The 23,702-nt window shown below is 36.1% G+C and carries 26 protein-coding genes; 25 read left to right on the top strand and 1 reads right to left on the bottom strand.

Annotated features, from left to right (window positions below; translation table 11 throughout):
- Positions 1-113: 113 nt before the first annotated feature.
- The 8 genes from BMX63_RS10510 to deoC all read left to right on the top strand — a co-directional run bounded on the left by BMX63_RS10510 (position 114) and on the right by deoC (position 6,936).
- Positions 114-659, top strand: coding sequence for a GNAT family N-acetyltransferase (locus BMX63_RS10510; RefSeq protein ID WP_093135157.1), 546 nt, complete (start codon positions 114-116; stop codon positions 657-659).
- 173 nt (positions 660-832) lie between these two features.
- Entirely contained in the window at positions 833-1,501 is a 669-nt protein-coding gene (locus tag BMX63_RS10505; RefSeq protein WP_093135154.1) for a response regulator transcription factor, read from the top strand.
- A complete protein-coding gene (locus BMX63_RS10500) occupies positions 1,498-2,841 on the top strand; it encodes a HAMP domain-containing sensor histidine kinase (protein WP_093135151.1) in 1,344 nt (447 codons plus the stop codon). Before BMX63_RS10505 ends, BMX63_RS10500 begins: the two co-directional genes overlap by 4 nt.
- Before the next feature lie 204 nt (positions 2,842-3,045).
- Positions 3,046-3,957 (top strand): ABC transporter ATP-binding protein, encoded by a 912-nt coding sequence (locus BMX63_RS10495; protein WP_093135148.1) that lies wholly within the window; start codon positions 3,046-3,048, stop codon positions 3,955-3,957.
- Positions 3,954-4,664 carry an ABC transporter permease gene (locus BMX63_RS10490; protein ID WP_093135146.1) on the top strand — a complete coding sequence of 237 codons (711 nt, stop codon included), beginning with the start codon at positions 3,954-3,956 and terminating at the stop codon, positions 4,662-4,664. The genes BMX63_RS10495 and BMX63_RS10490 overlap by 4 nt, the downstream gene beginning before the upstream one ends.
- A 1-nt stretch (position 4,665) precedes the next feature.
- A complete protein-coding gene (locus BMX63_RS10485; protein ID WP_093135143.1) occupies positions 4,666-5,400 on the top strand; it encodes an ABC transporter permease in 735 nt (244 codons plus the stop codon).
- Positions 5,401-5,525: 125 nt separating this feature from the next.
- Complete coding sequence (locus tag BMX63_RS10480) at positions 5,526-6,155, top strand: YpjP family protein (RefSeq protein ID WP_093135141.1); 630 nt, start codon at positions 5,526-5,528, stop codon at positions 6,153-6,155.
- Between the two features lie 109 nt (positions 6,156-6,264).
- Positions 6,265-6,936 carry a deoxyribose-phosphate aldolase gene (deoC, locus tag BMX63_RS10475; RefSeq protein WP_093135138.1) on the top strand — a complete coding sequence of 224 codons (672 nt, stop codon included), beginning with the start codon at positions 6,265-6,267 and terminating at the stop codon, positions 6,934-6,936.
- Between the two features lie 206 nt (positions 6,937-7,142).
- Here deoC and BMX63_RS10470 read toward each other — a convergent pair whose 3' ends face one another.
- Complete coding sequence (locus BMX63_RS10470) at positions 7,143-8,069, bottom strand: Na/Pi symporter (RefSeq protein ID WP_093135135.1); 927 nt, start codon at positions 8,067-8,069, stop codon at positions 7,143-7,145.
- 186 nt (positions 8,070-8,255) lie between these two features.
- Here BMX63_RS10470 and rpsU point away from each other — a divergent pair, with 186 nt between their 5' ends.
- The 17 genes from rpsU to dnaG all read left to right on the top strand — a co-directional run bounded on the left by rpsU (position 8,256) and on the right by dnaG (position 23,691).
- Positions 8,256-8,429, top strand: coding sequence for a 30S ribosomal protein S21 (rpsU, locus tag BMX63_RS10465; protein WP_044158196.1), 174 nt, complete (start codon positions 8,256-8,258; stop codon positions 8,427-8,429).
- Positions 8,430-8,444: 15 nt separating this feature from the next.
- The gene (locus tag BMX63_RS10460) at positions 8,445-8,891 is read left to right on the top strand and encodes a GatB/YqeY domain-containing protein (RefSeq protein ID WP_093135133.1); all 447 of its coding nucleotides are present in this window, start codon (positions 8,445-8,447) and stop codon (positions 8,889-8,891) included.
- 251 nt (positions 8,892-9,142) lie between these two features.
- A complete protein-coding gene (locus BMX63_RS10455) occupies positions 9,143-10,444 on the top strand; it encodes an NfeD family protein (RefSeq protein ID WP_093135464.1) in 1,302 nt (433 codons plus the stop codon).
- Positions 10,445-10,457: 13 nt separating this feature from the next.
- Positions 10,458-11,459, top strand: a complete 1,002-nt coding sequence (floA, locus tag BMX63_RS10450; protein ID WP_093135130.1) for a flotillin-like protein FloA — start codon at positions 10,458-10,460, stop codon at positions 11,457-11,459.
- Between the two features lie 21 nt (positions 11,460-11,480).
- Complete coding sequence (locus tag BMX63_RS10445; protein WP_093135128.1) at positions 11,481-11,933, top strand: hypothetical protein; 453 nt, start codon at positions 11,481-11,483, stop codon at positions 11,931-11,933.
- Positions 11,934-12,013: 80 nt separating this feature from the next.
- A complete protein-coding gene (gene yqfC, locus BMX63_RS10440; protein WP_093135125.1) occupies positions 12,014-12,298 on the top strand; it encodes a sporulation protein YqfC in 285 nt (94 codons plus the stop codon).
- A gap of 49 nt (positions 12,299-12,347) precedes the next feature.
- The gene (yqfD, locus tag BMX63_RS10435) at positions 12,348-13,577 is read left to right on the top strand and encodes a sporulation protein YqfD (protein WP_093135123.1); all 1,230 of its coding nucleotides are present in this window, start codon (positions 12,348-12,350) and stop codon (positions 13,575-13,577) included.
- A 3-nt stretch (positions 13,578-13,580) separates the two neighbouring features.
- Entirely contained in the window at positions 13,581-14,552 is a 972-nt protein-coding gene (locus BMX63_RS10430; protein ID WP_093135120.1) for a PhoH family protein, read from the top strand.
- A gap of 62 nt (positions 14,553-14,614) precedes the next feature.
- Positions 14,615-16,747 (top strand): HD family phosphohydrolase, encoded by a 2,133-nt coding sequence (locus BMX63_RS10425; protein ID WP_093135117.1) that lies wholly within the window; start codon positions 14,615-14,617, stop codon positions 16,745-16,747.
- Entirely contained in the window at positions 16,748-17,215 is a 468-nt protein-coding gene (gene ybeY, locus BMX63_RS10420; RefSeq protein ID WP_093135115.1) for an rRNA maturation RNase YbeY, read from the top strand.
- Complete coding sequence (locus BMX63_RS10415; protein ID WP_093135112.1) at positions 17,190-17,576, top strand: diacylglycerol kinase family protein; 387 nt, start codon at positions 17,190-17,192, stop codon at positions 17,574-17,576. The genes ybeY and BMX63_RS10415 overlap by 26 nt, the downstream gene beginning before the upstream one ends.
- Positions 17,577-17,815: 239 nt before the next feature.
- Positions 17,816-18,724 carry a GTPase Era gene (gene era, locus BMX63_RS10410; RefSeq protein WP_093135109.1) on the top strand — a complete coding sequence of 303 codons (909 nt, stop codon included), beginning with the start codon at positions 17,816-17,818 and terminating at the stop codon, positions 18,722-18,724.
- A 109-nt stretch (positions 18,725-18,833) separates the two neighbouring features.
- Positions 18,834-18,977: a YqzL family protein gene (locus tag BMX63_RS10405; protein ID WP_093135107.1), complete on the top strand. Its 144-nt coding sequence runs from the start codon at positions 18,834-18,836 to the stop codon at positions 18,975-18,977.
- Positions 18,978-19,015: 38 nt separating this feature from the next.
- Positions 19,016-19,756: a DNA repair protein RecO gene (gene recO / locus BMX63_RS10400; protein WP_093135104.1), complete on the top strand. Its 741-nt coding sequence runs from the start codon at positions 19,016-19,018 to the stop codon at positions 19,754-19,756.
- 193 nt (positions 19,757-19,949) lie between these two features.
- Positions 19,950-20,576: a transcriptional regulator CcpN gene (ccpN, locus tag BMX63_RS10395; RefSeq protein ID WP_093135102.1), complete on the top strand. Its 627-nt coding sequence runs from the start codon at positions 19,950-19,952 to the stop codon at positions 20,574-20,576.
- Between the two features lie 30 nt (positions 20,577-20,606).
- Entirely contained in the window at positions 20,607-21,416 is an 810-nt protein-coding gene (locus tag BMX63_RS10390; RefSeq protein ID WP_093135099.1) for a pyruvate, water dikinase regulatory protein, read from the top strand.
- Between the two features lie 439 nt (positions 21,417-21,855).
- Complete coding sequence (dnaG, locus tag BMX63_RS10385) at positions 21,856-23,691, top strand: DNA primase (protein ID WP_245732807.1); 1,836 nt, start codon at positions 21,856-21,858, stop codon at positions 23,689-23,691.
- The last annotated feature ends 11 nt before the right edge of the window (positions 23,692-23,702 follow it).

Genomic DNA, 23,702 nt, shown 5'->3' with positions numbered 1-23,702 from the left:
AACTTCAATATATAGAAAGGTGTGATGTCTTATGGCTAAGCCCAATCAATTAGAGACAGTTGGAGAAGTCAAATACGCTTTAGAGAAAAATGTTATGAAAGGCAGGCATCACATTGTTAAAGGGGAAAAGAATAGAACTTAGACCGGTAACAAAATCAGATTTAGTCAATCAATATAAATGGAGAAATGATGAGGAGTTCGCTTATTTAGCGTCAGGCTCTAATTTTTATTTATACAACAATACACCATTAGAAACGCTGGAAGCTTTTTATGAAAAAAATCTGACTTCAGTTAATGAACAAGATGGTTGTGTTTTTTCCGTGTATACATTAGAAGATTGTAAACATATTGGAAAATGTGATTACCGAGATGTCAATATGGTTACCAGAACAGCAACTATTGGGCTATCCATTGGAGAAAAGGACTACTGGAATAAAGGGTATGGTACAGATATCCTTAAAGTACTTATTCGTCATTTATTTTACAACCTAAATTTACGGCGAATTCAACTGGATACATGGAGTGGAAATGAGCGAGCGATACGAGCTTATCAAAAATGTGGCTTTCGGATTGAGGGTCGATTGAAGGAAAATGAATATGTGGATGGCCATTATTATGATACAGTTATTATGGGACTGCTGCGATCCGAATATTCTTAGATACTCCTTTTGTATCGTTAACAACCTGAATGAAAATGGATCCTTAATGGGTCCATTTTTTATATCATGTGAAACATCCAATGAATCTCTGTCTTACAATAAAGAGATGGAGGAGATACAATAGATTCAAGGAATAGAAGAATTGAGGAAACAACAAAAAGGGAAGAGTGAATATGGTTCGATTGTTGTACATAGAAGATGAAGTGGATATTGGAAAATGGGTTACAAAGAATCTGCAGGAAAAAGGATATGAGGTTGAATGGAACCAGTCTGGAGAAGGAGTTGATTCATACTTATCAAATGTTGATCTTGTCATTTTGGATGTTATGTTGCCAGGTTTAGATGGATTTTCATTAGGAAAACGCATTAAACATGCAAAACAGACTTTACCTATTTTAATGCTTTCTGCTCGTACAGCTATTGAGGATAAAATTGAAGGTCTAAGGTTTGCTGATGATTATGTAACAAAACCTTTTCATCCTGATGAACTTTCTGCCCGTATCGAAGTTCTATTAAGACGTTTTTCCAAAAGTGATGAGCGAATCGACATTCAACATTTAACCATTAACACCAAAGACTTGCAAATTTTCAATCGAGAAACCGGCACAGAAATTTTATTAACGGGGAAGCAGTATCATCTTTTTCAATATTTTCTCCGCCATCTAAATCAAATCTTAACAAAAGAACAAATATATGAAGCGGTTTGGGGTGAAGATTTTTTAGAAGGTGACAAAACGCTAATGGTACATATTCGTTATTTAAGAGAAAAGCTCGAGAAGGATCCGGCAAAGCCTGTAATTATTGAAACCATTCGTGGTATAGGATATAGGGTGAAAAAATGAAAAAGTTCTTCAAATCCTTACTGGCAAAATATATTTTAATAATCTTCACCGCTCTATTTATTATGCAAATCGGCTTTCTTATACCAGTTCTTTTCTTATACACTGGTAATCAAGAGGAAAATATACATAAGGCCAATACTATTGAGAAAAGGTGGCATGAGGAAGCCAATCATTTAGATGGGCCAACTGATAAAAGAATTTTGGATCATTTCGAGGGATGGAAACAAAAGTATCCAGAATCATCAATGTTTTGGATAGACGCTAATGGTAAATTGGCAGCAAAACTTGATGTGACAGAAGAGTTACCAAGGAATTGGACTCCTTCCTTTACAGCGCAATTTATTAAAGATCGTTATGATGATGACCCTTTTACGGTGATTGCCTTTGTTGGAGACAGACAAGAACATGGTTTTATTGTCTTTGAGCTCCCTAGATCTGCGTTATACGAGGATAATGTAGTAGGAGAGAAGACTGTATCTATTTTTGCCTTATTGATTATCATTTTGTTTATTTTTATTTCTATATTATTTTTTAGAGGAATTCGAAAACGGTTAGTCGATTTACAGGAAGCTATGGAAATCCGGGATGCTGATCAACTTCCTGTCTCTATTGATGTAAAAAAGAATGATGAGATTGGCAGCTTGGAAAAAACGTTTAACCAAATGGTTGCTGAACTGCGAAAAAGTAAACATCGGGAACAGGAGGAAGAGCAACTGCGCCGGGAATTAATCGCTAATTTATCTCATGATTTACGTACCCCTTTAACGAAAATGAGAGCTCATCTATACACCATTTCAAAAGAAGATTTGTCATATCAGGGAGAGAGAGCAGTCAAAATCACGGAAGAATCGATGAAAAATTTGGACCGGTTAATTGAGAACTTGATGTCTTATACGTTACTTACAGCCAGCAAATTAAAGTTCAATCCAGAAGAAGTTGATATCATCCGTCAGGTACGTACATCTCTGGCTTCATGGTATCCACTCTTTGAAAAAGAAGGATTCGAAATCGAGGTGGAACTCTCCCCTTTTGAAGAAAATAAGTGGAAGATAGATCCCCTTTGGATGGATAGAATCCTGGATAATGTACTGCAGAATGTATTACGACATGCAAAAAGTGGAAAATTCCTTTCGGTAAAATCAGAATCAACAGAAGAATTTGATGCTATTGTTATAGTAGATCATGGGAGAGGAATGTCTAATACCTCTAATGAAAAAGGAGCGGGAATTGGACTATCTATTGTGGATCTTATGGTGCGGAAAATGGATATTGAAATGGAGTTAAATTCAGACAATACAGGTACAGTAATTAAAATTAAACGAAAAAATAAGGAAAGGTAATCCTGAAAAAATACTGTTTTAATAGGGGATTTCCCTTATAAAGCTTACATTCACAATTGTTATGTAGGCTTTTTTGTTTTGGAAACAATTTGAGTGCTATGAAAAAATCCATCTCTATTCTTTGTCCTTTTTAAACAAATTTTAACCTTTAGTCCTATTTAATTTTAACCTTATTTGTCTATTATGAGTGATGAGGTGAGGTTAATGAATTATATGGTGGAGACGAAAGGTTTATCAAAACGATTTGGAAATGAAACAGCAGTGAAGAATTTAGAATTAAAAATACCAAAAGGAGAAGTTTATGGTTTCTTAGGACCGAATGGAGCAGGAAAAACAACAACGATACGGATGCTTTTGGGACTTATGAAACCTACATCGGGATCCATTCACATATTTAATCAGGATTTAACTAAAGAGAAGATTTCGATATTGAAAAAGGTAGGTTCTCTTGTTGAAAATCCTTCCTATTATCCGCATCTAACAGCATATGAAAATTTGGAAGCTTTGCGAAAAATTTTAGGGGTACCTAAAAAGCGTATATATGAAGTGTTAGAAACGGTAAGATTGACCGATGTTGCACATAAAAAAGTGAAAGGATACTCGCTTGGGATGAAGCAGAGATTAGTTATTGCAGCCTCTCTGTTAAATGAACCTCAATTATTGATTTTAGATGAGCCAACGAATGGACTTGATCCATCCGGAATCATTGAAATACGGGATTTAATTAAAAGGCTTCCATCTGAATACGGTATGACTGTTTTAATATCAAGCCATTTATTATCGGAAATTGATCAGATTGCTACTTCTGTAGGGATTATCTCTAGGGGAAAAATGATATTTCAGGACACAATAGAGACGATGCGGGAGCACGCACAAATAAAAATCAGCCTGAAATCAAGTAATAGCCATAGAGCTTATCAATCCTTATTAACAAAGGGAAAACAGGTTGATTATAAAGATGGGCTCATTTATCTGGATGATCAATCTGATGAGGATGTAGCGGAAGTGGTCAATTCTTTAGTCCATGACGGCTTTTCTATTTATCGTGTTGAAGAGGAAAAACGATCATTGGAGGATATTTTCCTTCAAATGACATCAAAGGAGGATGTCAAATGATCAGAAGGCTATTACAGGTTGATTTTATGAAAATGAAACGAAAAGGGTTTTGGTTTTTAACCTTTTTAGGACCCTTTGGAGTTGTTGCTTTACAAATGGTGAATTATGGTTTGCGCAAGGATTATTTGCTCCAGCAAAGTGAAGATAATTGGGGTCATTATTTAGGGAATATAACTGTCTTTACTCCACTGGCACTAGTATTAGGCATTGTGATTTTAACTTCATTTATAGCCAGTGTGGAAAATGAAACGAACGCATGGAAACAGCTTCTAGCCCTTCCTGTCTCAAAATTAAGTGTATACTTATCGAAATTTACAGTACTGGCAGGTTTATTGTTTGTTTCATCGATTCTATTAGCTGTATTCACCCTCAGTTTCGGAATCTTTCTGAACTTAGGAGAACAGATTCCATGGATAGAATTACTGAAAGATAGCTTCTATCCTTTTTTTGCTGGACTACCTGTGCTGGCACTTCATTTATGGATTGCAACTGTTAGTACAAATCAGGGTATTCCTATTACAGTTGGGGTTTTAGGAACGATTTTAACGTATTCTTCCTATGTATTACCAGATTGGGTGATTTGGAAGTGGCCGTCCTTAAATAACGGCTGGAATGAACCAGTGATCAATGTTTGGCTTGGAATTGGTATTGGGCTTCTATTATATATAGGTGGAATGCTTGATTTTGCCAGAAGGGATGTGAAATAACATGCTTTTTTCTATCATTCAATCTGAATGGTATAAGCTTAGAAAATCAAAAATAATATTCATAATTCTGGCAGGTCCTCTAGTAGGACTTTTCACAGGACTCAATTCAAATATAGCAGCAGAAAATGGAGAGCTAAATAAATGGTATTTTATTTTCATGATGATGACATTAACCTATGCCCTTTTATTTTTGCCGCTTGTTACAGGTGTCCTCGCTGGATTCATCTGTAGATATGAACATCAGGAGGGGGGCTGGAAACAGTTATTATCTTTACCTGTAACAAGAGGACGTGTGTATATGGCAAAATTCATACTGTTAATGGGGCTTGTGTTTTTTATTCAATTGTTATTCTTAGCGTCTCTTTATACAGCTGGACTCATTAAAGGAGTACAAGATCCATTTCCGATGCAGATTGTGTGGAAAAGTATATTTGGCGGGTGGATAGCTACCTTTCCGTTAGTTGCTTTGCAGTTATGGATGTCAATGATATGGAAAAGTTTTGCCGCTCCATTTACTGTCAATGTTATTGGTACGTTGCCAGCAATCCTTGCAGTGAATTCGGAAACATTCGGACCGATTTATCCATGGGGACAGCCCTTTTTAATGATGTATATTGGGGGAGGAACAGATGCTGTATTCTTTATCCCATGGGAACAGGTTTTGGGGGTAGTTGGTGGCAGTTTTCTCATTTTCTTCACAGGTGGACTTCTCTATTTCAAGAGAAAAATGGTTTAGAAGGTATAAGCAAAACTCCATAGTTTTTGAAAAGAAAATGTAATAAATATTTCACAAGGGTTTCATAGACATTTCTATCAATCATGGTAAAATGATAAGTAGGAAATGGTAAAGGGGAAATATCGATGAAACCCGGGATAAAAAAGATTTTATTAATTTCTATAACCATTTTAACTCTAGGGATGTACACACCCCCAGCATTGATTGATGCAAATGCAGCAGAAAGTGAAGAGATTGATTCTTCAACAACTAAACCAAATGACAACAGCGTAAGTTCCAATAATCATACAGCTATAGAATTTAATGAAAACTTAGGTGTAGCGGAGTTAGATGCAGATAGAGTTGAACATGATAATACAACTCTTACAGCACTGACTGAAATCGCTAAAAATCAGACGAAGGCTAAACTGGGGCCAAAAATTATGAATCAAGTAGAGGATGAATTTACAACAGAAATCCTCCCGAACCTGGAAAAGGTGATTACACATATTTTAGATGATGCAAACCGTGATGAAGTTCTATATTATGGCATTTCAGAAGACGAAATAACGGGATATGGAGAAAAGATTTTTAATTTGTATGATGTACGGACGAATACAGATATAGCCCGGTTTCATGTTAGACGTGAAAATCGTCCTCATGATGGATACTGGTTTAATTTCCATTATCATTTGAAAGACGATGATTTTGAAAACCATCATAACATCGGTGAAATTTATTACGATAAAAACACACCACCTAGATGGATGTCTTAAAAACAAGGCATCCTTTTATGTTGTATAAGAACAATCATACATAGCATTATCAAATAGGGAATGATATGATAAAGGGGTACATTAACATCAAATGAAGTAGGTGAAAGATATGAACAAAGAATTAGCCAAAAAAATTGATCACACACTGTTAAAGCCGGAAACACAAAAAGAGAAAATTGACCAGATTTGTGATGAAGCGGCCGATTATGAATTCGCTTCCGTTTGCATAAATCCCTATTGGGTCTCTTATTGTTATGAAAAATTAAGGGATACACCAGTCAAAGTGTGTACGGTTATTGGTTTTCCGTTAGGCGCAACTACTTCTGCAGTTAAAGCATTTGAAACGAAAGATGCTATAGAAAATGGAGCAGAAGAAGTGGATATGGTAATCAATGTTGGTGCACTTAAAGATGGTGATCGTAAAACGGTGAAAGATGATATTCAAGCAGTTGTAAATGAGGCAAAAGGAAAAGCGCTTATAAAAGTTATTATAGAAACATCCTTACTTTCTAATGATGAAAAAGTACTGGCATGTGAAATCGCAAAAGAAGCAGGTGCTGATTTCGTAAAAACATCCACCGGTTTCTCTGGTGGTGGAGCTACTGTTGAAGATGTAGAATTAATGCGCAAAACAGTAGGTTCTGATATAGGAGTAAAAGCTTCAGGTGGAGTTCGTGATGGTAAAGCCACCAATGATATGATAGAAGCAGGTGCCACACGTATTGGTGCAAGCGCAGGAGTTTCCATTGTGACAGGTGGAGTTGGAAAAGAAGCTTATTAAATCAATAAAATACGATTGAAAAGGCCCTTGTTTAAAAATGAAAGCAGCCCAAAAGTTATATTTTTGCTCTACCTTTTGGACTGCAGTACAAAACAGGGGCTTTTTAGTTTTCCTTCCATGTTAGATTGTCATTTGGGAAATAAAATATCATCTTTATAGAATTCAAACGTTCAAATTTTGTGTATTATGCTTATGAAGATTCTCATCTATGCCTTTCTGCTTGTCATTTTAATAAATGCGGCCAGTGGTTTGATAAATGGAAGGAAGAAGCAGCTGATGATAAGATTAAATATAACTGATGCGTGAGCCAGTTGTCTTCCTGGAATAGTAGAGAGACTGCTTACAAAATCACCTAACCAATTGATGAACGGAATGAAAAATAGAACACCTAAAACATTAATCCATATATGAGCATAGGCTGTCCATTTTGCTTCTATTTTACTTCCTATAGAAGCCAGCAGGGCTGTAAAACATGTCCCAATGTTAGCACCAAGAATCATAGCAATCGCACTTGAAAGAGATAATAGATCCTGATTCATAAAGCTCATAACCATGCCTGTAAACGCGCTTGAGGATTGTGTTACACCCGTAACTAACATTCCGAATAACACACTATACGATGTCTCTCTACTAATGTCATATAAACCTTCTTCTATATAAGGAGTTTGACGAATAGGCTCTACTAAACTTTCAAACCCATATAAGGCAGTAAAGATGGTCCCTAAACCAAATAACATGCATCCAATGGAAAAAATAAGCTGTTTATGGATACATAAAAAAATAAAACCGCTAATTAATAGAATCCACATGAGCCCGAAATTAGAAAAAGAAAGAATTTCTGCAGTAAGAGTGGTGCCTACATTAGCCCCCAGTATAATCGCAATAGCACTCGGAAATGAAAGTAAACCTAAAGAAGTTAAACTTACGATAATAACGATTGTGGTAGAACTGCTTTGTAATATAGCGGTCATCACCACACCTATTATAAATCCTTTTATTGGGTTTGAGGTATATTTCATTAACCATTTTTTCATTTTTTGATAGGAAATCTGCTGGATACCCGTTTTTAAAATAAATAGCCCAAATAAAAAAATCCAAATATAAACAATAAACATGGTTACGATACTTTCCAATTAAGTTCACCTCAATATATTCTATGGACAAGTTGGACATTCATGCCTTTTTTTTATTCGTAACCATAGTCAATTTATAGAAGATAAAGTTGACCATAGAGATATATTCTAATATAATACAAGAAGATGTGTATCACTCGGTACATATCATGATCTGTTTGTGTAGTTGGAGGGAGGGAAAAAAGCATGTCAAATACTCGCGTACGTAAAAATGAGTCTCTTGAAGATGCACTTCGTCGCTTTAAACGCTCGGTTTCAAAAAGCGGAACTTTATCAGAGTACCGTAAGCGTGAATTTTATGAAAAGCCAAGCGTAAGAAGAAAAAAGAAATCAGAGGCAGCAAGGAAGCGTAAAAGATAAAGAGGGTGTAAATAAGTGACTTTGCTTGAACGTCTTAATCATGATATGAAAGAAGCAATGAAAAGTAAGGATAAACAAGCACTAAGTGTTATCCGAATGGTGAAAGCTTCCATTCAAAATGAAGCGATAAAATTGGGAAAAGACCAATTGACAGAAGAAGAGGAACTGTCTGTTTTATCGCGCGAGTTAAAGCAAAGAAATGATTCCCTCCAAGAATTCAAGAGTGCCGGCCGAGATGACTTAGTTGAAAAAATCAATGATGAGCTAAGTGTGTTGCAAAAATATATGCCTGAACAGTTATCTGATGAAGAATTAGCTGAATTGGTTGAAGATACAATAAAGGCTGTCGGAGCTGAATCAAAATCCGATATGGGAAAAGTAATGGGAGCTTTAATGCCGAAAGTAAAAGGTAAAGCTGACGGCTCAAAAGTAAATAAACTCGTTATGCAATATTTATCTTAAATCAAAATGATTAAAAGAATTTTTGTTCTCAAGATATGAGGTCGGAATAAAAAAGGTTGCCTATGGCAGCCTTTTTTTATACTCTATGTTTGAGGAATAGACATTTATCATTATTGTTGATAAGTGGTTTTTTATACATATCTTTTATGGCATATTTTGAAACCATGTATACATAATAATCGTAAATTTTATATGAGGGAGAGAAAGGAGGGGAAGAGGTGTCGAAAAATATATGGAAAAAGAGCCTGTTCATGTTTATAGGAATCCTGTTTCTCTTTGTTCCATTTCAACATTCATCTGGAGAAACTGCGGGACAAGGAGATTTAGTTTATATTGTTCCGGTAGAAAATGAAGTTGAACGTGGTTTGGCTGCTTTTCTTCAGAGAAGTATAAAACAGGCAAATGAAAATGGCGCAGATCATATCATCTTTGAAGTTAATACTCCTGGAGGTGCTGTTGATGCAGCAGGTAAAATTTCAGATATTTTATTAGATCTTGAAATCCCAAATACTGCCTATGTATTAAATGAAGCTTTATCAGCGGGCTCATACATCGCATTGAATGCAGATCAAATTTATATGAAGCCTACTGCTACAATGGGCGCCTCCGGGGTGATTAATTCAGATGGTACAGCTGCTGATAAAAAGGCTCAATCAGCGTGGATTGCAGATATGACCGCAGCTGCTGAACATAATGGAAGAAATCCCCTCTATGCAAGAGCGATGGCTGATTCATCGGTTGATTTACCGGAATATCGTGCACCTGAAGGAGAATTTTTAACCCTCAGAGCCAATGAAGCGGTAGAGGTTGAATACGCCGAGGGAGTTGCAGAGGATCGTACGGAACTCTTAAGTTTATTAAATCTGCAAAATGCAACGGTGGAAACTATTGAACCTACAGCTGCTGAACACATAGCAAGATTCATTACTAATCCAGTTGTGGTACCCATCCTTCTATCGCTGGCAAGTTTAGGTTTAATTGTAGAATTATACTCTCCGGGATTTGGTATACCGGGATCTATTGGAATTCTTTCATTAATCCTATTCTTTTATGGCCATATGATTGCCGGACTGGCTGGAATGGAAGCAATTATTTTATTAGTAGTTGGTCTGATTTGTATCGTACTGGAGCTGTTTGTTCCTGGCGGGATATTAGGAATCGTTGGTGTTATAGCTATTATTGCCTCCTTATTTATGTCTGGTGCCGATGCCGGGCAAATGGGCATAAGTATTGCGATTGCCTTACTCGTTTCCATCATTGCTTCAGTCATTTTATTTAAAAGAGTTGGTCTTGAAAAAGGTATTTTCAGAAACATCATTTTAAGTGATGCTACTACTAAGGAACAAGGATACGTTTCCACTGAAAACCGGCTTGAGTTAATTGGCCTGAAAGGTACAACTCTAACTCCGCTCAGGCCTGCAGGAACTGCTATTTTTGAGAATGAGAGAATGGATGTTATTTCAGAGGGAGGGTATATTGGAAAGGATAAAAATGTTAAAATTGTGAAGGTTGAAGGCTCTCGAATTGTAGTGAGAGAAAATGTAATCAATTAAGGAGGAAATCGGTATGGAACTATTAGATTTAATGCCAATCCTTATTGTTGGTATTATTATCATTGCTATTATCGTATTATTTACATTTATTCCAGTAACACTCTGGATTAGTGCGATAGCAGCAGGTGTAAGAATTAATATTTTTTCTTTAGTAGGAATGCGTTTACGTCGGGTTGTGCCTAGAAAAGTCATTAATCCATTGATTAAGGCACATAAAGCTGGTGTAAATGTTAATACCAACCAGTTAGAAAGTCACTATTTAGCTGGTGGTAATGTAGACCGTGTGGTAAATGCACTTATTGCTGCACAAAGAGCCAATATTGAGTTAAGCTTTGAACGTTGTGCGGCCATAGACTTAGCCGGCCGTGATGTACTGGATGCAGTGCAAATGAGCGTAAATCCTAAGGTTATTGAAACACCATTTATTGCCGGTATTGCAATGGACGGAATTGAAGTAAAGGCAAAAGCAAGAATTACTGTTCGTGCCAATATTGACCGACTTGTAGGTGGTGCAGGTGAAGATACTGTTATAGCCCGTGTTGGTGAAGGAATTGTTTCCACGATTGGTAGCTCAGATCATCATACAAAGGTGTTGGAAAACCCGGATTCCATTTCACAAACCGTTTTAACAAAGGGACTCGATGCAGGTACCGCATTTGAAATTCTATCTATTGATATTGCAGATATTGATATCGGCAAAAACATTGGGGCTTCCCTACAAACTGACCAAGCTGAAGCGGATAAAAATATTGCCCAGGCTAAAGCTGAGGAACGTCGTGCAATGGCGGTTGCGAAAGAACAAGAAATGGCTGCCCGTGTACAAGAAATGCAAGCGAAAGTGGTCGAAGCTGAGGCAGAAGTTCCACAAGCCATGGCAGAGGCATTACGTTCTGGTAATATCGGTGTTATGGATTACCAAAATTTAAAGAATATTATGGCTGATACCGATATGCGTGATATGATTAGTAAACTTAGTGAGCAGGAAGATGAAGATACTGGAAAATCGAAAGAATAATGGAAAGTTAGGGGGGATACTATGGATATAATCGCTATCATTGCTGCCATCATTTTTGGGATAATTAGTTTCTTGACAGGACGCGAGGATAATAAATCAAAGCCTGTTGCAAAACCTTCTCCAACCCCATCTGGCCCAGATCCAACGGTTAGCCATAGTCCTTCTCCTATAAAGGAATCTGACCAAAATCGTCAGAGTGAGGATGTTTCCGAACGAGAAGACTATGGGAAGAATCAGGATCATCCAGTTTATATGAATGATGATATAACGCAAAATCGAGAAGCTCAAAAACTTCAGCCGAATTCTCTTTCAGCTAAAAAACGGAGGACTTCCAATCCAATAAAGAGTCCCATTTCCATGAAAGAGCAATTCAACCAGAAACGATTGGCTGAAAGCATCATTATGAGTGAAGTTTTAGGACCTCCCAGAGCTCATAAACCATATCGGCCAAATCAATATCGAAAAAATTATTGAATGTTTATTTAAAGCACGGATTGTGGTGATACAATCCGTGCTTTTTTCATACATATATATTCAGGGAGGGGGCCGTTTAGATGAAGAAGTGGCGAGGTCAATTAAAACAATGGGTTGTAAATTATTTTAACTTGCCAGAGGACGTTTTATTGGATTTACCAAGAATTACAACTATAGGTCAAATTCATGCATATATTGAAAATCATCATGGCCTCGTAACATTTTCAGAAAATGAAATCCTTTTGAGAATGAAGCAAGGCTATGTACGAGTTAAAGGTGAAAATTTTGTCCTGAAGACGATGCTGCAGGAAGAAATTATCGTTGAAGGTAAAATTCGTGAGGTTCAATATCTCGAGGATTCATAAAGGCAGAGTTTAGAAAGGATTATCATAAGCGTCTTTAAGGAGCGATTATATGAAGGATAAACAGGGTCAGTTTTTTAAAGGATACATAACGATACATGTAAATGGCAGGAAACCGGAGCTTTTTCTTAATCGGTGTATGCACGAGAATATTTCAATATGGGATATTCGAAAATTGGACGAGAATACCTTTGAATTCAAGGTATATGTAGGAAGCCTTTCAAGTTTGAAACAGATACGAAGACAAATGGGATATAAAATTTCCTTTAAAGAAAAATATGGATTTCCTTTTTGGCTTGCACACCTAAAGATTCGTAAGCCTCTTATTATAGGAATCTTTTTAGCTTTGTTTTTCATTTTGGTCCTTTCCAATATGGTGTGGCAGGTCAAAATTGTGGGTGTATCTCCAGAGATAGAATATAAAATCCGGGAAAGATTGGATGAATACGGATTAAAGCAGGGAGTATTTAAATTCAGCTTTCAATCCGTAGATGATATTGAACGTAATATAACAAATGAGCTTCAGGATGTTATGTGGATTGGTATCGAGCAAAAAGGGACAACTTATATTGTACAAGGTGTTGAAAAATCACAAGCCAATGATGACCATGAAAATCGTCCTCAGAATCTTGTAGCGAGTAAAGCTGGAGTTATTTTGGAAATGCTAGTGGAAAAAGGAGATCCACAAGTAACTGTTTATCAGAAGGTGAAAAAAGGGGATATCCTCGTATCTGGTTTAATACGGGAAGGGGTTGGAAACGAAAACAGTGAAAGTGAAAAAGCTGAGGAAGAAAAGAACAAAATAGGTATACATGCAGAAGGGGAGGTCTTCGCCGAAACATGGTATACAACGGAGACAACCGTACCTCTATCTTATGAACACCAGACCTTAACAGGAGAAAAAGATGAACATTACAAGTTAAATATCGGAAATTTCACCCTTCCAATATGGGATTTCTTTCCCCCTGATTTTGCTGATACTCATACTGAAAGGAGTGAAAAGCCATTACATTTTTTAAATCTTAAATTACCGTTTTCGGTTCAAAAGGATACTATATTTGAAAAGGAAACGACAAGAGGAGAAAGAAGTAAAGAAGAAGCAATATCAGAAGGAATTGCACAAGCGAAAAGAGAAATAAAAAGGCATACTAATCATGATGCAGAAATTATTGATGAGGAAATTTTGCACCAATCTGTCGGGAATGGTAAAGTTAGACTAGAGTTATTATTTACAGTTAGGGAAAATATTGCAAAACCCCAACCAATAAATCAAGGAGAATAGAATATGCAAGAAGATTTGAAAACAATTGATATAGAGCTTGCTTCCCCTGATGAAGCTTTATCATTATTCGGAACAGAGGACCGGAACTTAAAGCAAATAGAAGAATTTCTGCCTGTTACCATTGTTACGCGTGGACAAACAGTTCAGGTTTCAGGACATGAAAAACATGTAAAAATTGTCGAGGAAGTACTTCACGCTATCCTTCATATTATCCGAAAGGGCATTACCATATCTGAACGTGATGTTATTTATGGAATCGAATTAGCGAAGTCTGGTGAAATTGCACACTTTGAAGCATTATTTGAGGATGTTTTAACGAAGAACGCGAAAGGAAAATCGATCCGTGTTAAAACATTAGGACAAAGAGAATATATCTCTTCTATAAAGACGAATGATATGGTATTTGGGATTGGCCCTGCAGGTACCGGAAAAACTTATTTGGCTGTTGTTATGGCTGTACAAGCATTACGAAATGGTGTGGTAAAGCGCGTGATTTTAACACGACCAGCTGTAGAAGCTGGAGAAAGTTTAGGGTTTCTGCCAGGTGATTTGAAGGAAAAAGTAGACCCGTATTTGCGGCCATTATACGATGCCTTACATGATATTATGGGTGCCGAACATACCGTTCGACTTATGGAAAGAGGAACCATTGAAGTGGCACCTTTAGCTTATATGCGTGGAAGAACTCTTGATGATGCGTTTGTGATTTTAGATGAGGCACAAAATACAACGCCAGAACAAATGAAAATGTTTTTAACACGGCTGGGATTTGGTTCTAAGATGATCATTAATGGAGATATTACCCAGATTGATTTACCAAAGGGTGTAATATCTGGACTAAAGGTGGCTGAAGAACGTTTACTACATGTAAAAGGAATTGCTTTTACCTACTTAAATCAGTCTGATGTAGTAAGGCATCCATTGGTTCAGAAAATCATTGATGCTTATGAAGACCAGGATAAAACGAGTAAGTAAGACCCATTGTTTAGGGTCTTATTTCTATATCAAAAAGCTTTCGTTAATGGGAGTAGGGGAATATGAGAAAAAAGTTCATAAGGAATATAAGGGAAAAGGGATACAAGCATCATTCGTTTGTCTGGATGCTGGTATGTGTTATGTCAATAGGATTATTCTTCTTTGTGATGGCCTCTTCGAATGTTCAACCTCAATCTTATGAAATTGAACGCTTTACGGAAGCAAAAGAAACGATATATTCACCTGTTACAGTAGAAGATCAGCAGGAAACAGAGGCCAAAATTCAACAGTCTGTACAAGCCGTTGAAGAGCAATACTCCATATCTGAGAATATTACAGAAGAACGTCTGGAATATATCAATGAAATATTTGATGCAGCCGGACGTGTTAATCAAAATATAGAAGAGCAGCAAAATACTGAAAAAGAATCATCAAAAGATGAAGCTCAACTTTTAATGGATTATGAGTCTCTTTTATCTAATGAAATTTTACAAAATGTGAATTCAACAAATCTGTCTATCATTTTGGAAATGGAACAGGAAGATCGTTCCACTGCTCGTACATTTATGAATGACGAGATTCGCACCATTATGGAATCTGGCGTTCGAAGTACCAATTTAAATCAAAAGCTTATCGAAATGAATCGCCGTATTATGTATTCAGAATTTCAGGACCCTGTAAAAACAGCTCTTAACGAAATAGCCAGGTTTATCATCGTGGAAAATTCTTTTTTTGATGCAGAAGAAACAGCTGAAGCAAGACAAAGAGCTGCTGGTAATGTGGACCCTGTCATTATCAGGGCTGGTGAGAAGCTCGTTGAAAAGGGAGAAATGATCACCACTGAGATTTATGATGATTTAATGCTGGTAGGGGTGTTGAAGAATGAAAGAAACGTCCTTCCATATATAGGACTGATTTTTCTCATCTTTATTCTATGCAGTTTATTATTTATGGAATGGTATAAGAGTCAAATTCGCAGTAAACATATCCTTTTCATTATTTTTATAATTAGTGCTAGTACCATTACTATGATGAAGGCATTCAGTTATTTTGATGCGAATGATACGCAACTGTTTTTAGCTGTTCCGGTAGCGGTTGGGGCAATGATTTTAAAGTGGCTCGTAAATGATCGAATGGCCATCATATTAGGTGTGATTTATGCTGTTTTAGGATCAATATTATTTAATTTCCATATTCCTGGTTATCTTAATATTGAAGCGGGTTTATATTTGCTCTTCTCACAATTAACGGCGATTTATTTGTTTCAAAATTTCAAGGAAAGAGGCGAAATTTTAAAAGTAGGACTTGGTATTTTAATCGTCAATGTCTTTATGATAGTATTTTTCCAATTTATATCCTTTAGCCAAGTGGAATGGAAAAGTTTTTTAACAATGATCGGCTTTGGCTTTGCATCAGCACTGTTGTCCTCAGTATTAACATTAGGATTAATACCTATTTTTGAATCAGGATTAAATATACTTACGGAATCGAGACTATTGCAATTATCCAACCCGAATCATCCCCTATTACGTAAAATATTAATCGAAGCACCAGGTACTTATCATCATAGTGTTATGGTGGCCAATTTGAGTGAGGCAGCTTGTGAGGCAATCGGTGCAAATGGATTGCTGGCAAGAGTCGCTGCCTATTATCATGATTTAGGTAAAACCGTAAATCCAAGCTATTTTATCGAGAATCAAATGGGCGAAAAAAATCCCCACGATTATTTAAAGCCTGAAGATAGTGCTACCATTATTATTCGTCATCCTTATGATGGAGGACATTTATTAACGAAACATAAAATGCCTCAGGAAATAATTGATATTGCTGAACAGCACCATGGTAAGAGTTTATTAAAATATTTTTATTATCAGGCAAAAGAAAGGGATAAGAATACCGAAGAATCAGCCTTTCGTTATCCAGGTCCAAAGCCTCAAACAAAGGAAGCAGCGATTGTTTGTATTTGTGACTCTGTAGAAGCCGCGGTCCGATCTATAAATGAACCATCTATGGAAAAGATAAAAGAGATTGTGAAATCCATTATTCATGATAAACTAATGGATAATCAATTAAATGATAGCCCGTTAACTTTTAAAGATTTACATAGCATTGAAGTAGCGGTATGCGAAGTTTTAAAGGGAATTTTTCATTCGCGTATTAAATATCCGGAAATAGCAGCAAGGGAGGACAAGTAAATGCAACTTGACTTATTTGATGAAACAAATACGATTACAAAAGAACACTTGAATTTAGTAGAGCGCCTCTTACAGTTCTCGGCCGATCAGGAAAAAATATCAGCACAAGCAGAGATGTCTGTTACATTTGTGGACAATGCAAAAATCCAGGAGGTTAATAAAGACTACCGTGGAAAGGATTATGCAACAGATGTCATTTCCTTTGCCATGCAGGATGAAGGAGAAGGAGAGATGGCGATTGTAGGAGATAATCTGCCTCTTATCCTTGGTGATATCATCATTTCGGTTGATAAGATTTCGGAACAAGCACAAGATTATGAGCATTCATTTGAAAGAGAATTAGGTTTTCTTGCTGTACATGGCTTTTTACATTTGCTCGGCTATGATCATATGGAACCGGATGATGAAAAAGAAATGTTTGGAAAGCAAGAGGAATATTTAAATGAATTCGGACTTAAACGGAAATAAGCGTAAAAAACGAATAGGGTTTATGTATGCTTTTAGGGGCTTACGATTCGTCTGGATATCAGAAGTCAATTTTCGTATCCATGTCTATATAGCATGCAGTGTGATTTTATTTGGTATTTTACTGAAAATCACCCTTTCTGAATGGCTTTGGGTCGGGTTTTCTATTGGACTCGTTTTAAGCATGGAGATCATTAACTCTGCCATTGAAACCATCATTGACTATATGTTTCCCCATTTTCATGAAGTAGCCGGTAAAGCAAAAGATATAGCAGCAGCTGCAGTATTGATATCGGCATTACTGGCCGCTTTTATAGGTATGATTATTTTTGTCCCTAAGGTTGCCGAATATCTTCTCTCCTAAAATGTCTAGTTAGCGTACTAGGCATTTTTTATGTCCGAGCATTGCCTAAAGGTCTGTCGAATTTTTGAAAATCGGTTTTATAAACCGCTAGTTTATAGAGATTTTGTCGTTTGTATGAAATTCAACTTAATTTGTTGTAGAATGAAGATAAGAAAATGAATTTCGGCCATTCGTAAAGATATCGTAATTCGTATAAGCTATTTATGTACAAGCTAAAACATCTTTGGAGGAAACAAAAAATGGACAATCAATCATTTCGTTCTGGTTTTATTGCTATTGTAGGAAGACCTAATGTCGGTAAGTCCACTTTTATGAATCATGTTATCGGCCAAAAAATAGCCATTATGAGTGATAAACCACAGACGACTCGAAATAAAATTCAGGGTGTCCTCACGGATAAAGAAGCACAATTCATTTTTATTGATACACCAGGAATTCATAAGCCGAAGCATAAGCTCGGAGATTTTATGGTCAAAACAGCGGAACAAACATTAAATGAAGTGGATATGGTCATCTTTATGATTAATGCTGAAGAAGGATATGGAGCAGGAGATCAATACATGATAGACCGACTACAATCGATTAAACAACCGATTTTTTTGGTGATTAATAAGATTGACCAAATCCATCCGGATGATGTGTTACCCTTAATTGAAGAATACCGGACGAAATTAGATTTTGCTGAAATTATTCCGATTTCTGCTTTACAAGGGAATAATGTGGACCATTTAATGGAAGTGATGAAGACTTATCTCCCTGAAGGTCCCCAGTATTATCCTGAGGATCAAATTACCGATCACCCTGAACGATTTATTATTAGCGAGTTAATACGTGAAAAAGTCTTACAGTTAACGCGGGAAGAGGTTCCTCATTCTATTGCAGTGATTCTGGATAATATGGAAGTTAGGGATCAGAGAAAGGCCGTTTATGTACAAGCTTCTATTATTACTGAACGTCCCTCTCAAAAAGGGATTATAATAGGTAAGCAGGGTGCAATGCTTAAAGAAATAGGGCAATTAGCGAGAAGTGATATTGAATCATTACTTGGCTCAAAGATTTATCTGGATTTGTGGGTAAAGGTGAAAAAGGATTGGAGAAATCGTATGACTCAATTGCGTGAATATGGCTTTAATGAAGACGATTATTAGAGCATGCATGGAAAATATTATTACTCATGAACTTTTTACTCATGGTCAACCTATAAGTAAAGCTGTTTTTTCAATTTAAATTGAGGAAACAAGAAAGGTGGGTTTCGAAGTGATTGATCTTACATGGAAAGTTTTCAGTCAAACAGGGAATATTGAAACCTATTTACTTATGAAGGAGTTGGAAAATACCTATAATCAATTACCAGAATCTGAAGAAGAAAAGGATGTTATAGAATTTGATTCAAATATATAGTATATAGGCTGTTATATAGAAGTAAGGTGAGAAGGACGATGGAAAAAGTTGAAGGAATGGTCATTCGGACACAAGATTACGGTGAAACACACAAAATTGTCACATTGTTCACGAAGGAAAAGGGAAAAATTGGATTAATGGCTAGAGGTGCAAAAAAACCTAAAAGTCAAATGGCTGCTATTACGCAGCCATTTGTTTATGGGGAGTTTCTTATCCAGCCAAGCAGAAATCTTGGGACGCTTTATCAAGGGGAAATTACTCATTTTATGCGCAGGATTCGTGAAGACATTGTGAAAACAGCTCACGCTGCGTACCTGGCTGAATTAACCGATAAGATTTTAGAAAATCAAGTACCTGATTTGTTTCTCTATGAGCAATTTGTACATACGTTTGAACGCATGCAAAATGAAGAAAATCCTGAAATTCTATCCATGGTTTATGAGTTAAAGGTTTTTGAAAAAGGTGGATTCGCTCCTGAACTTAATCAGTGTGTAAACTGTGGCAGAAAAGAAGGGATTACACACTTTTCTGTTCAAGAAGGAGGTCTATTGTGCTACGTATGTTCCTCTGTCGATTCCCATGCGCTTCCATTAAATGAAGCATTATTTAAACTCTTACGTACCATCCGCTATGTTAAGATTGAAAGAATAGGCAATATCTCAATCAAAGAAGAGAATAGAAAAAAAATACGACAAATCTTAGATGCTTACTATGATTATTATGGAGGATTTTATATAAAATCCAGAAAATTTTTAAAGCAGCTAGATCAATTTGAATGATGTTTTTCATTCTTTTTGTCGCGAATTGTAAAATAAGATATAATATTTTTAAAGTGACACATTAATTCTTAGTTTTGATGAATAAAACAGTATGGGAAGATTCCTTAACGTTTTGAAATAAAGGGTTTACAGTGATTCATTGTGTGATCATTAGTATGTCATGTTTGTTCGGATGCAGGAGGTGGTTAAGAGGATGGAGTTGTCTGATCGACAGGAACAGATTATTGAAATCGTAAAAAAAGATGGTCCTATCACAGGTGAAAATATTGCAGACCGGCTTAATTTAACAAGGGCTACCTTGAGACCAGATTTAGCTATACTGACTATGGCAGGCTTTTTAGATGCAAGGCCCAGAGTGGGTTATTTCTTTACAGGAAAAACAGGAACAGAATTACTAACGGAAAAAGTAAAAAAGTTTAAAGTGAAGGAATTTCAATCTATTCCGGTCGTTGTAACTGAAAATGTTTCCGTTTATGATGCGATTACTACGATGTTTTTAGAGGATGTGGGAACGTTATTTGTAACCAATAACCACTCTTTATTAGTCGGGGTATTATCCCGCAAGGATTTAATACGAGCAAGTATGGGTAAACAGGATTTGTCCGAAATCCCTGTACATATTATTATGACTCGGATGCCAAATATAACAGTTTGTGAAAAGGAAGACTTACTGATTGAAGCAGCCCAGCAGTTAATTGAAAAGCAAATTGACAGTTTACCCGTAGTCATAAAAAAAGAAGAAGGACTTGAAGTGGTAGGAAGGATTACGAAAACGAATATGACAAAGGTACTAGTCAACCTGGTCCGAGATGATCTTTAAAGGGAAAAATGAAGGTTGGGAGGAGTTCTCGTGCAAAAACCGATTGTCTATGTAGTATCTGATTCCGTTGGTGAAACGGCTGAATTAGTTGTAAAAGCCAGCCTGAGTCAATTTAATAATGGTGAATTTAAAATTCAGCGTATCCCGTATGTGGATGATGAAGGCACGATTCTGGAAACGGTAGAGCTGGCTAAATCTAATCAAGCTATGATTGGATATACGTTAGTTAAGCCTGAGCTTCGTGAATATATCAAGAAAAAAGCTGAAAAAGCAGATATTATGGCTGTAGATATCATGGGGCCAATGATCGAATCGATGAAGAAGCATTTAAATCGTGAACCTAAATTAGAACCAGGTCTAGTGCATAAGCTGGATGAAGATTATTTTAAACGGATAGAAGCGGTGGAATTTGCAGTTAAATACGATGATGGCCGTGATCCGCGTGGGATATTATTAGCAGATATTGTTTTAATCGGGGTATCCAGGACTTCTAAAACCCCCTTATCTCAATTTTTGGCACATAAAAAATTTAAAGTTGCCAATGTACCGATTGTTCCAGAAGTAGATCTTCCAGAAGAATTATATCGCATCAGCCCTTCTAAGTGTGTGGCTTTAAAAATCAGTCCGGAAAAGCTAAATCACATTCGTAAGGAAAGGTTAAAAGCACTGGGCTTAAATTCCAAAGCCAACTATGCAAATATGGAACGAATTAAACAGGAATTAGATTATTTTAATGGAATTGTTGAAAAACTGAACTGCAAGGTCATAGATGTTTCAAACAAAGCAGTTGAAGAAACAGCCAATGTAGTGCAAAATTTAATGAGAAGTCAAACGAATTAAGGTTTGTGAGAATCCTCTTCTTACAATCCTTTTTTATTTTAGAAGACTCTGTTAAACATGGGTGTTGATATCTACTCCAAGTAATTTTTCTTATTAAGTAGGACTGATTTCATAAAAAAATCATATAAAATGATAGCAATTTTACACTTTATGTATTATAATGTTTTATCTGTGGTAAAAATGGAAGTAGGTTTACAATTGTAGAAAATGAATAAAATAATGATTTTCTTTACTGAAAGAAGGAATCATCGTTATTTTGTCGAAGTATAATGTGATGTGAACGTATACTTTTTTACCATATAAAACTCATACATATGAATCATTATGTATTATACCCATTTGTTCAACTTATAACAAAACAACAATTTTTATCAACTTTTATAAATTTCTTGTCGATTCATGAAGGATTTTTAAATAATGTCTAGAATATCTTTAAAACATGGTGATGGATATGCCAGAACAAATTCCTGAACAATTAATAGAAGAAATTAAATCTGAAGCTGATGTAGTTGAGATTGTAAGCGAGTTTGTCCAACTAAAAAGGAGAGGACGTAACTATTTAGGGTTATGTCCTTTTCATAGTGAAAAAACACCTTCATTTACTGTTTCCCCTGACAAACAAATTTTTCGTTGTTTTGGTTGTGGAAAAGGAGGAAATGTCATCACCTTTTTAATGGAAATTGAAGGGATTTCATTTTTTGATGCAATGTCTCGCTTAGCTGAGAATTTGGGAAAATCCATCCCTGAACAATTTTCAGCTAATAAACAATCCTCACTAAGTCATGAAGACCAAAATATGCTTGAGGCTCATGAGTGGTTAATGAAATTATACCATCATTTGCTTAAGCATACAAAAGAAGGAAAGGATGGTCTTGAGTATTTAAAAAGTCGGGGAATGAAAGATGAAACCATTGATCAATTTCAACTTGGATTTGCACCTGATATTAAAAATTTTACGGCCTCATTTCTAGAAAAAAAAGGTTTTTCATTACAATCAATGGTAAAAGCAGGGTTATTAACTGATAATCGAGAAAATAAATATATAGACAGATTCCAAGGGAGAGTCATTTTTCCGATTCGCAATCATCAGGGAAAAACGGTTGCATTTGGCGGAAGAATGATTTACCAGGGAGAGCCTAAATATTTAAATAGTCCCGAAACGGATATTTTTCACAAAGGAAATGTATTTTACAACTTTGATTTAGCTCGTAATACCATTCGTAAATCCGGAGAGGCTGTTCTTTTTGAAGGCTATATGGATGTGATATCAGCCTATCAGGCAGGAGTAGAGAATGGTATTGCGACTTTAGGTACTTCTTTAACAGAATCTCAGGCAAGATTATTACGTAGATACGTTGATCGTGTAGTAATTTGTTATGATGCAGACTCAGCAGGAATAGAAGCAACAAAGAAAGCAGCAAATATATTACAAAACGCCGGTTGTTATGTTAAAATTGCACAGTTAAGACAAGGTATGGACCCGGATGACTATATTAAAACATATGGTAGTGAGTCATTCAGGGAGCATGTAATTGGTGCCAGTATAACATACATGACCTTTTATCTGGATTATCTCAAAAAGGATTATAACCTTCAAATCGAAAGCGAAAGTATGCAATATATCGAAAAGGCTTTAGATGAGATTGCAAAATTAAAAAAGCCTTTTGAAATTGATTATTACTTGAAAGAATTGAAAGATCGCTTTGATATCTCTAAAGAGGCTTTACAGCAGGAAATTGCATATAGACGCAGGAAGTTCGATAAATATAAGGATAATCAACAAACTGAAAGCCATACTAACAATAGGAAAAATACCCAAAAGGAACACAAGCTGTATCCGGCTTTTCAGAATGCTGAACGTCATTTAATTTCTCTGATGCTGAATAATCGAAACATTGCTGAAAAAGTTCAACAAGAGCTTGGCGGAACCTTCCTAATAACGGAGCATCAAGTCTTAGTCACATATTTGTATGCTTTTTATGAAGAAGGTCATGACCCTGATGTGAGTTTGTTTATGGAATATCTTCCAGAGTCAAATTTAAAGGATTTAACAGCACAGTTAGCCATGCAGACATTACCGGATGAGGTATCTGACATGGAAATAGAGGATTACATTTATACAATCAAGAGTGAAAAGCATAGAAAAAATACCATACAAACGCTCGAACTGGAACAAAAAGAAGCGGAACGTAGGAATGACCCGGTTACCGCGGCAAAAATTGCTATGAATATTCTTAACTTAAAGAAGGAATGGAAAAAAGAAAGCAATAGGTAGTTGTTTGGAAG

Origin of the sequence: Salinibacillus kushneri, from assembly GCF_900111405.1 — a bacterium.
Classification (GTDB): domain Bacteria; phylum Bacillota; class Bacilli; order Bacillales; family Alkalibacillaceae; genus Salinibacillus; species Salinibacillus kushneri.
This window is presented reverse-complemented; position numbering and strand designations above follow the sequence as displayed.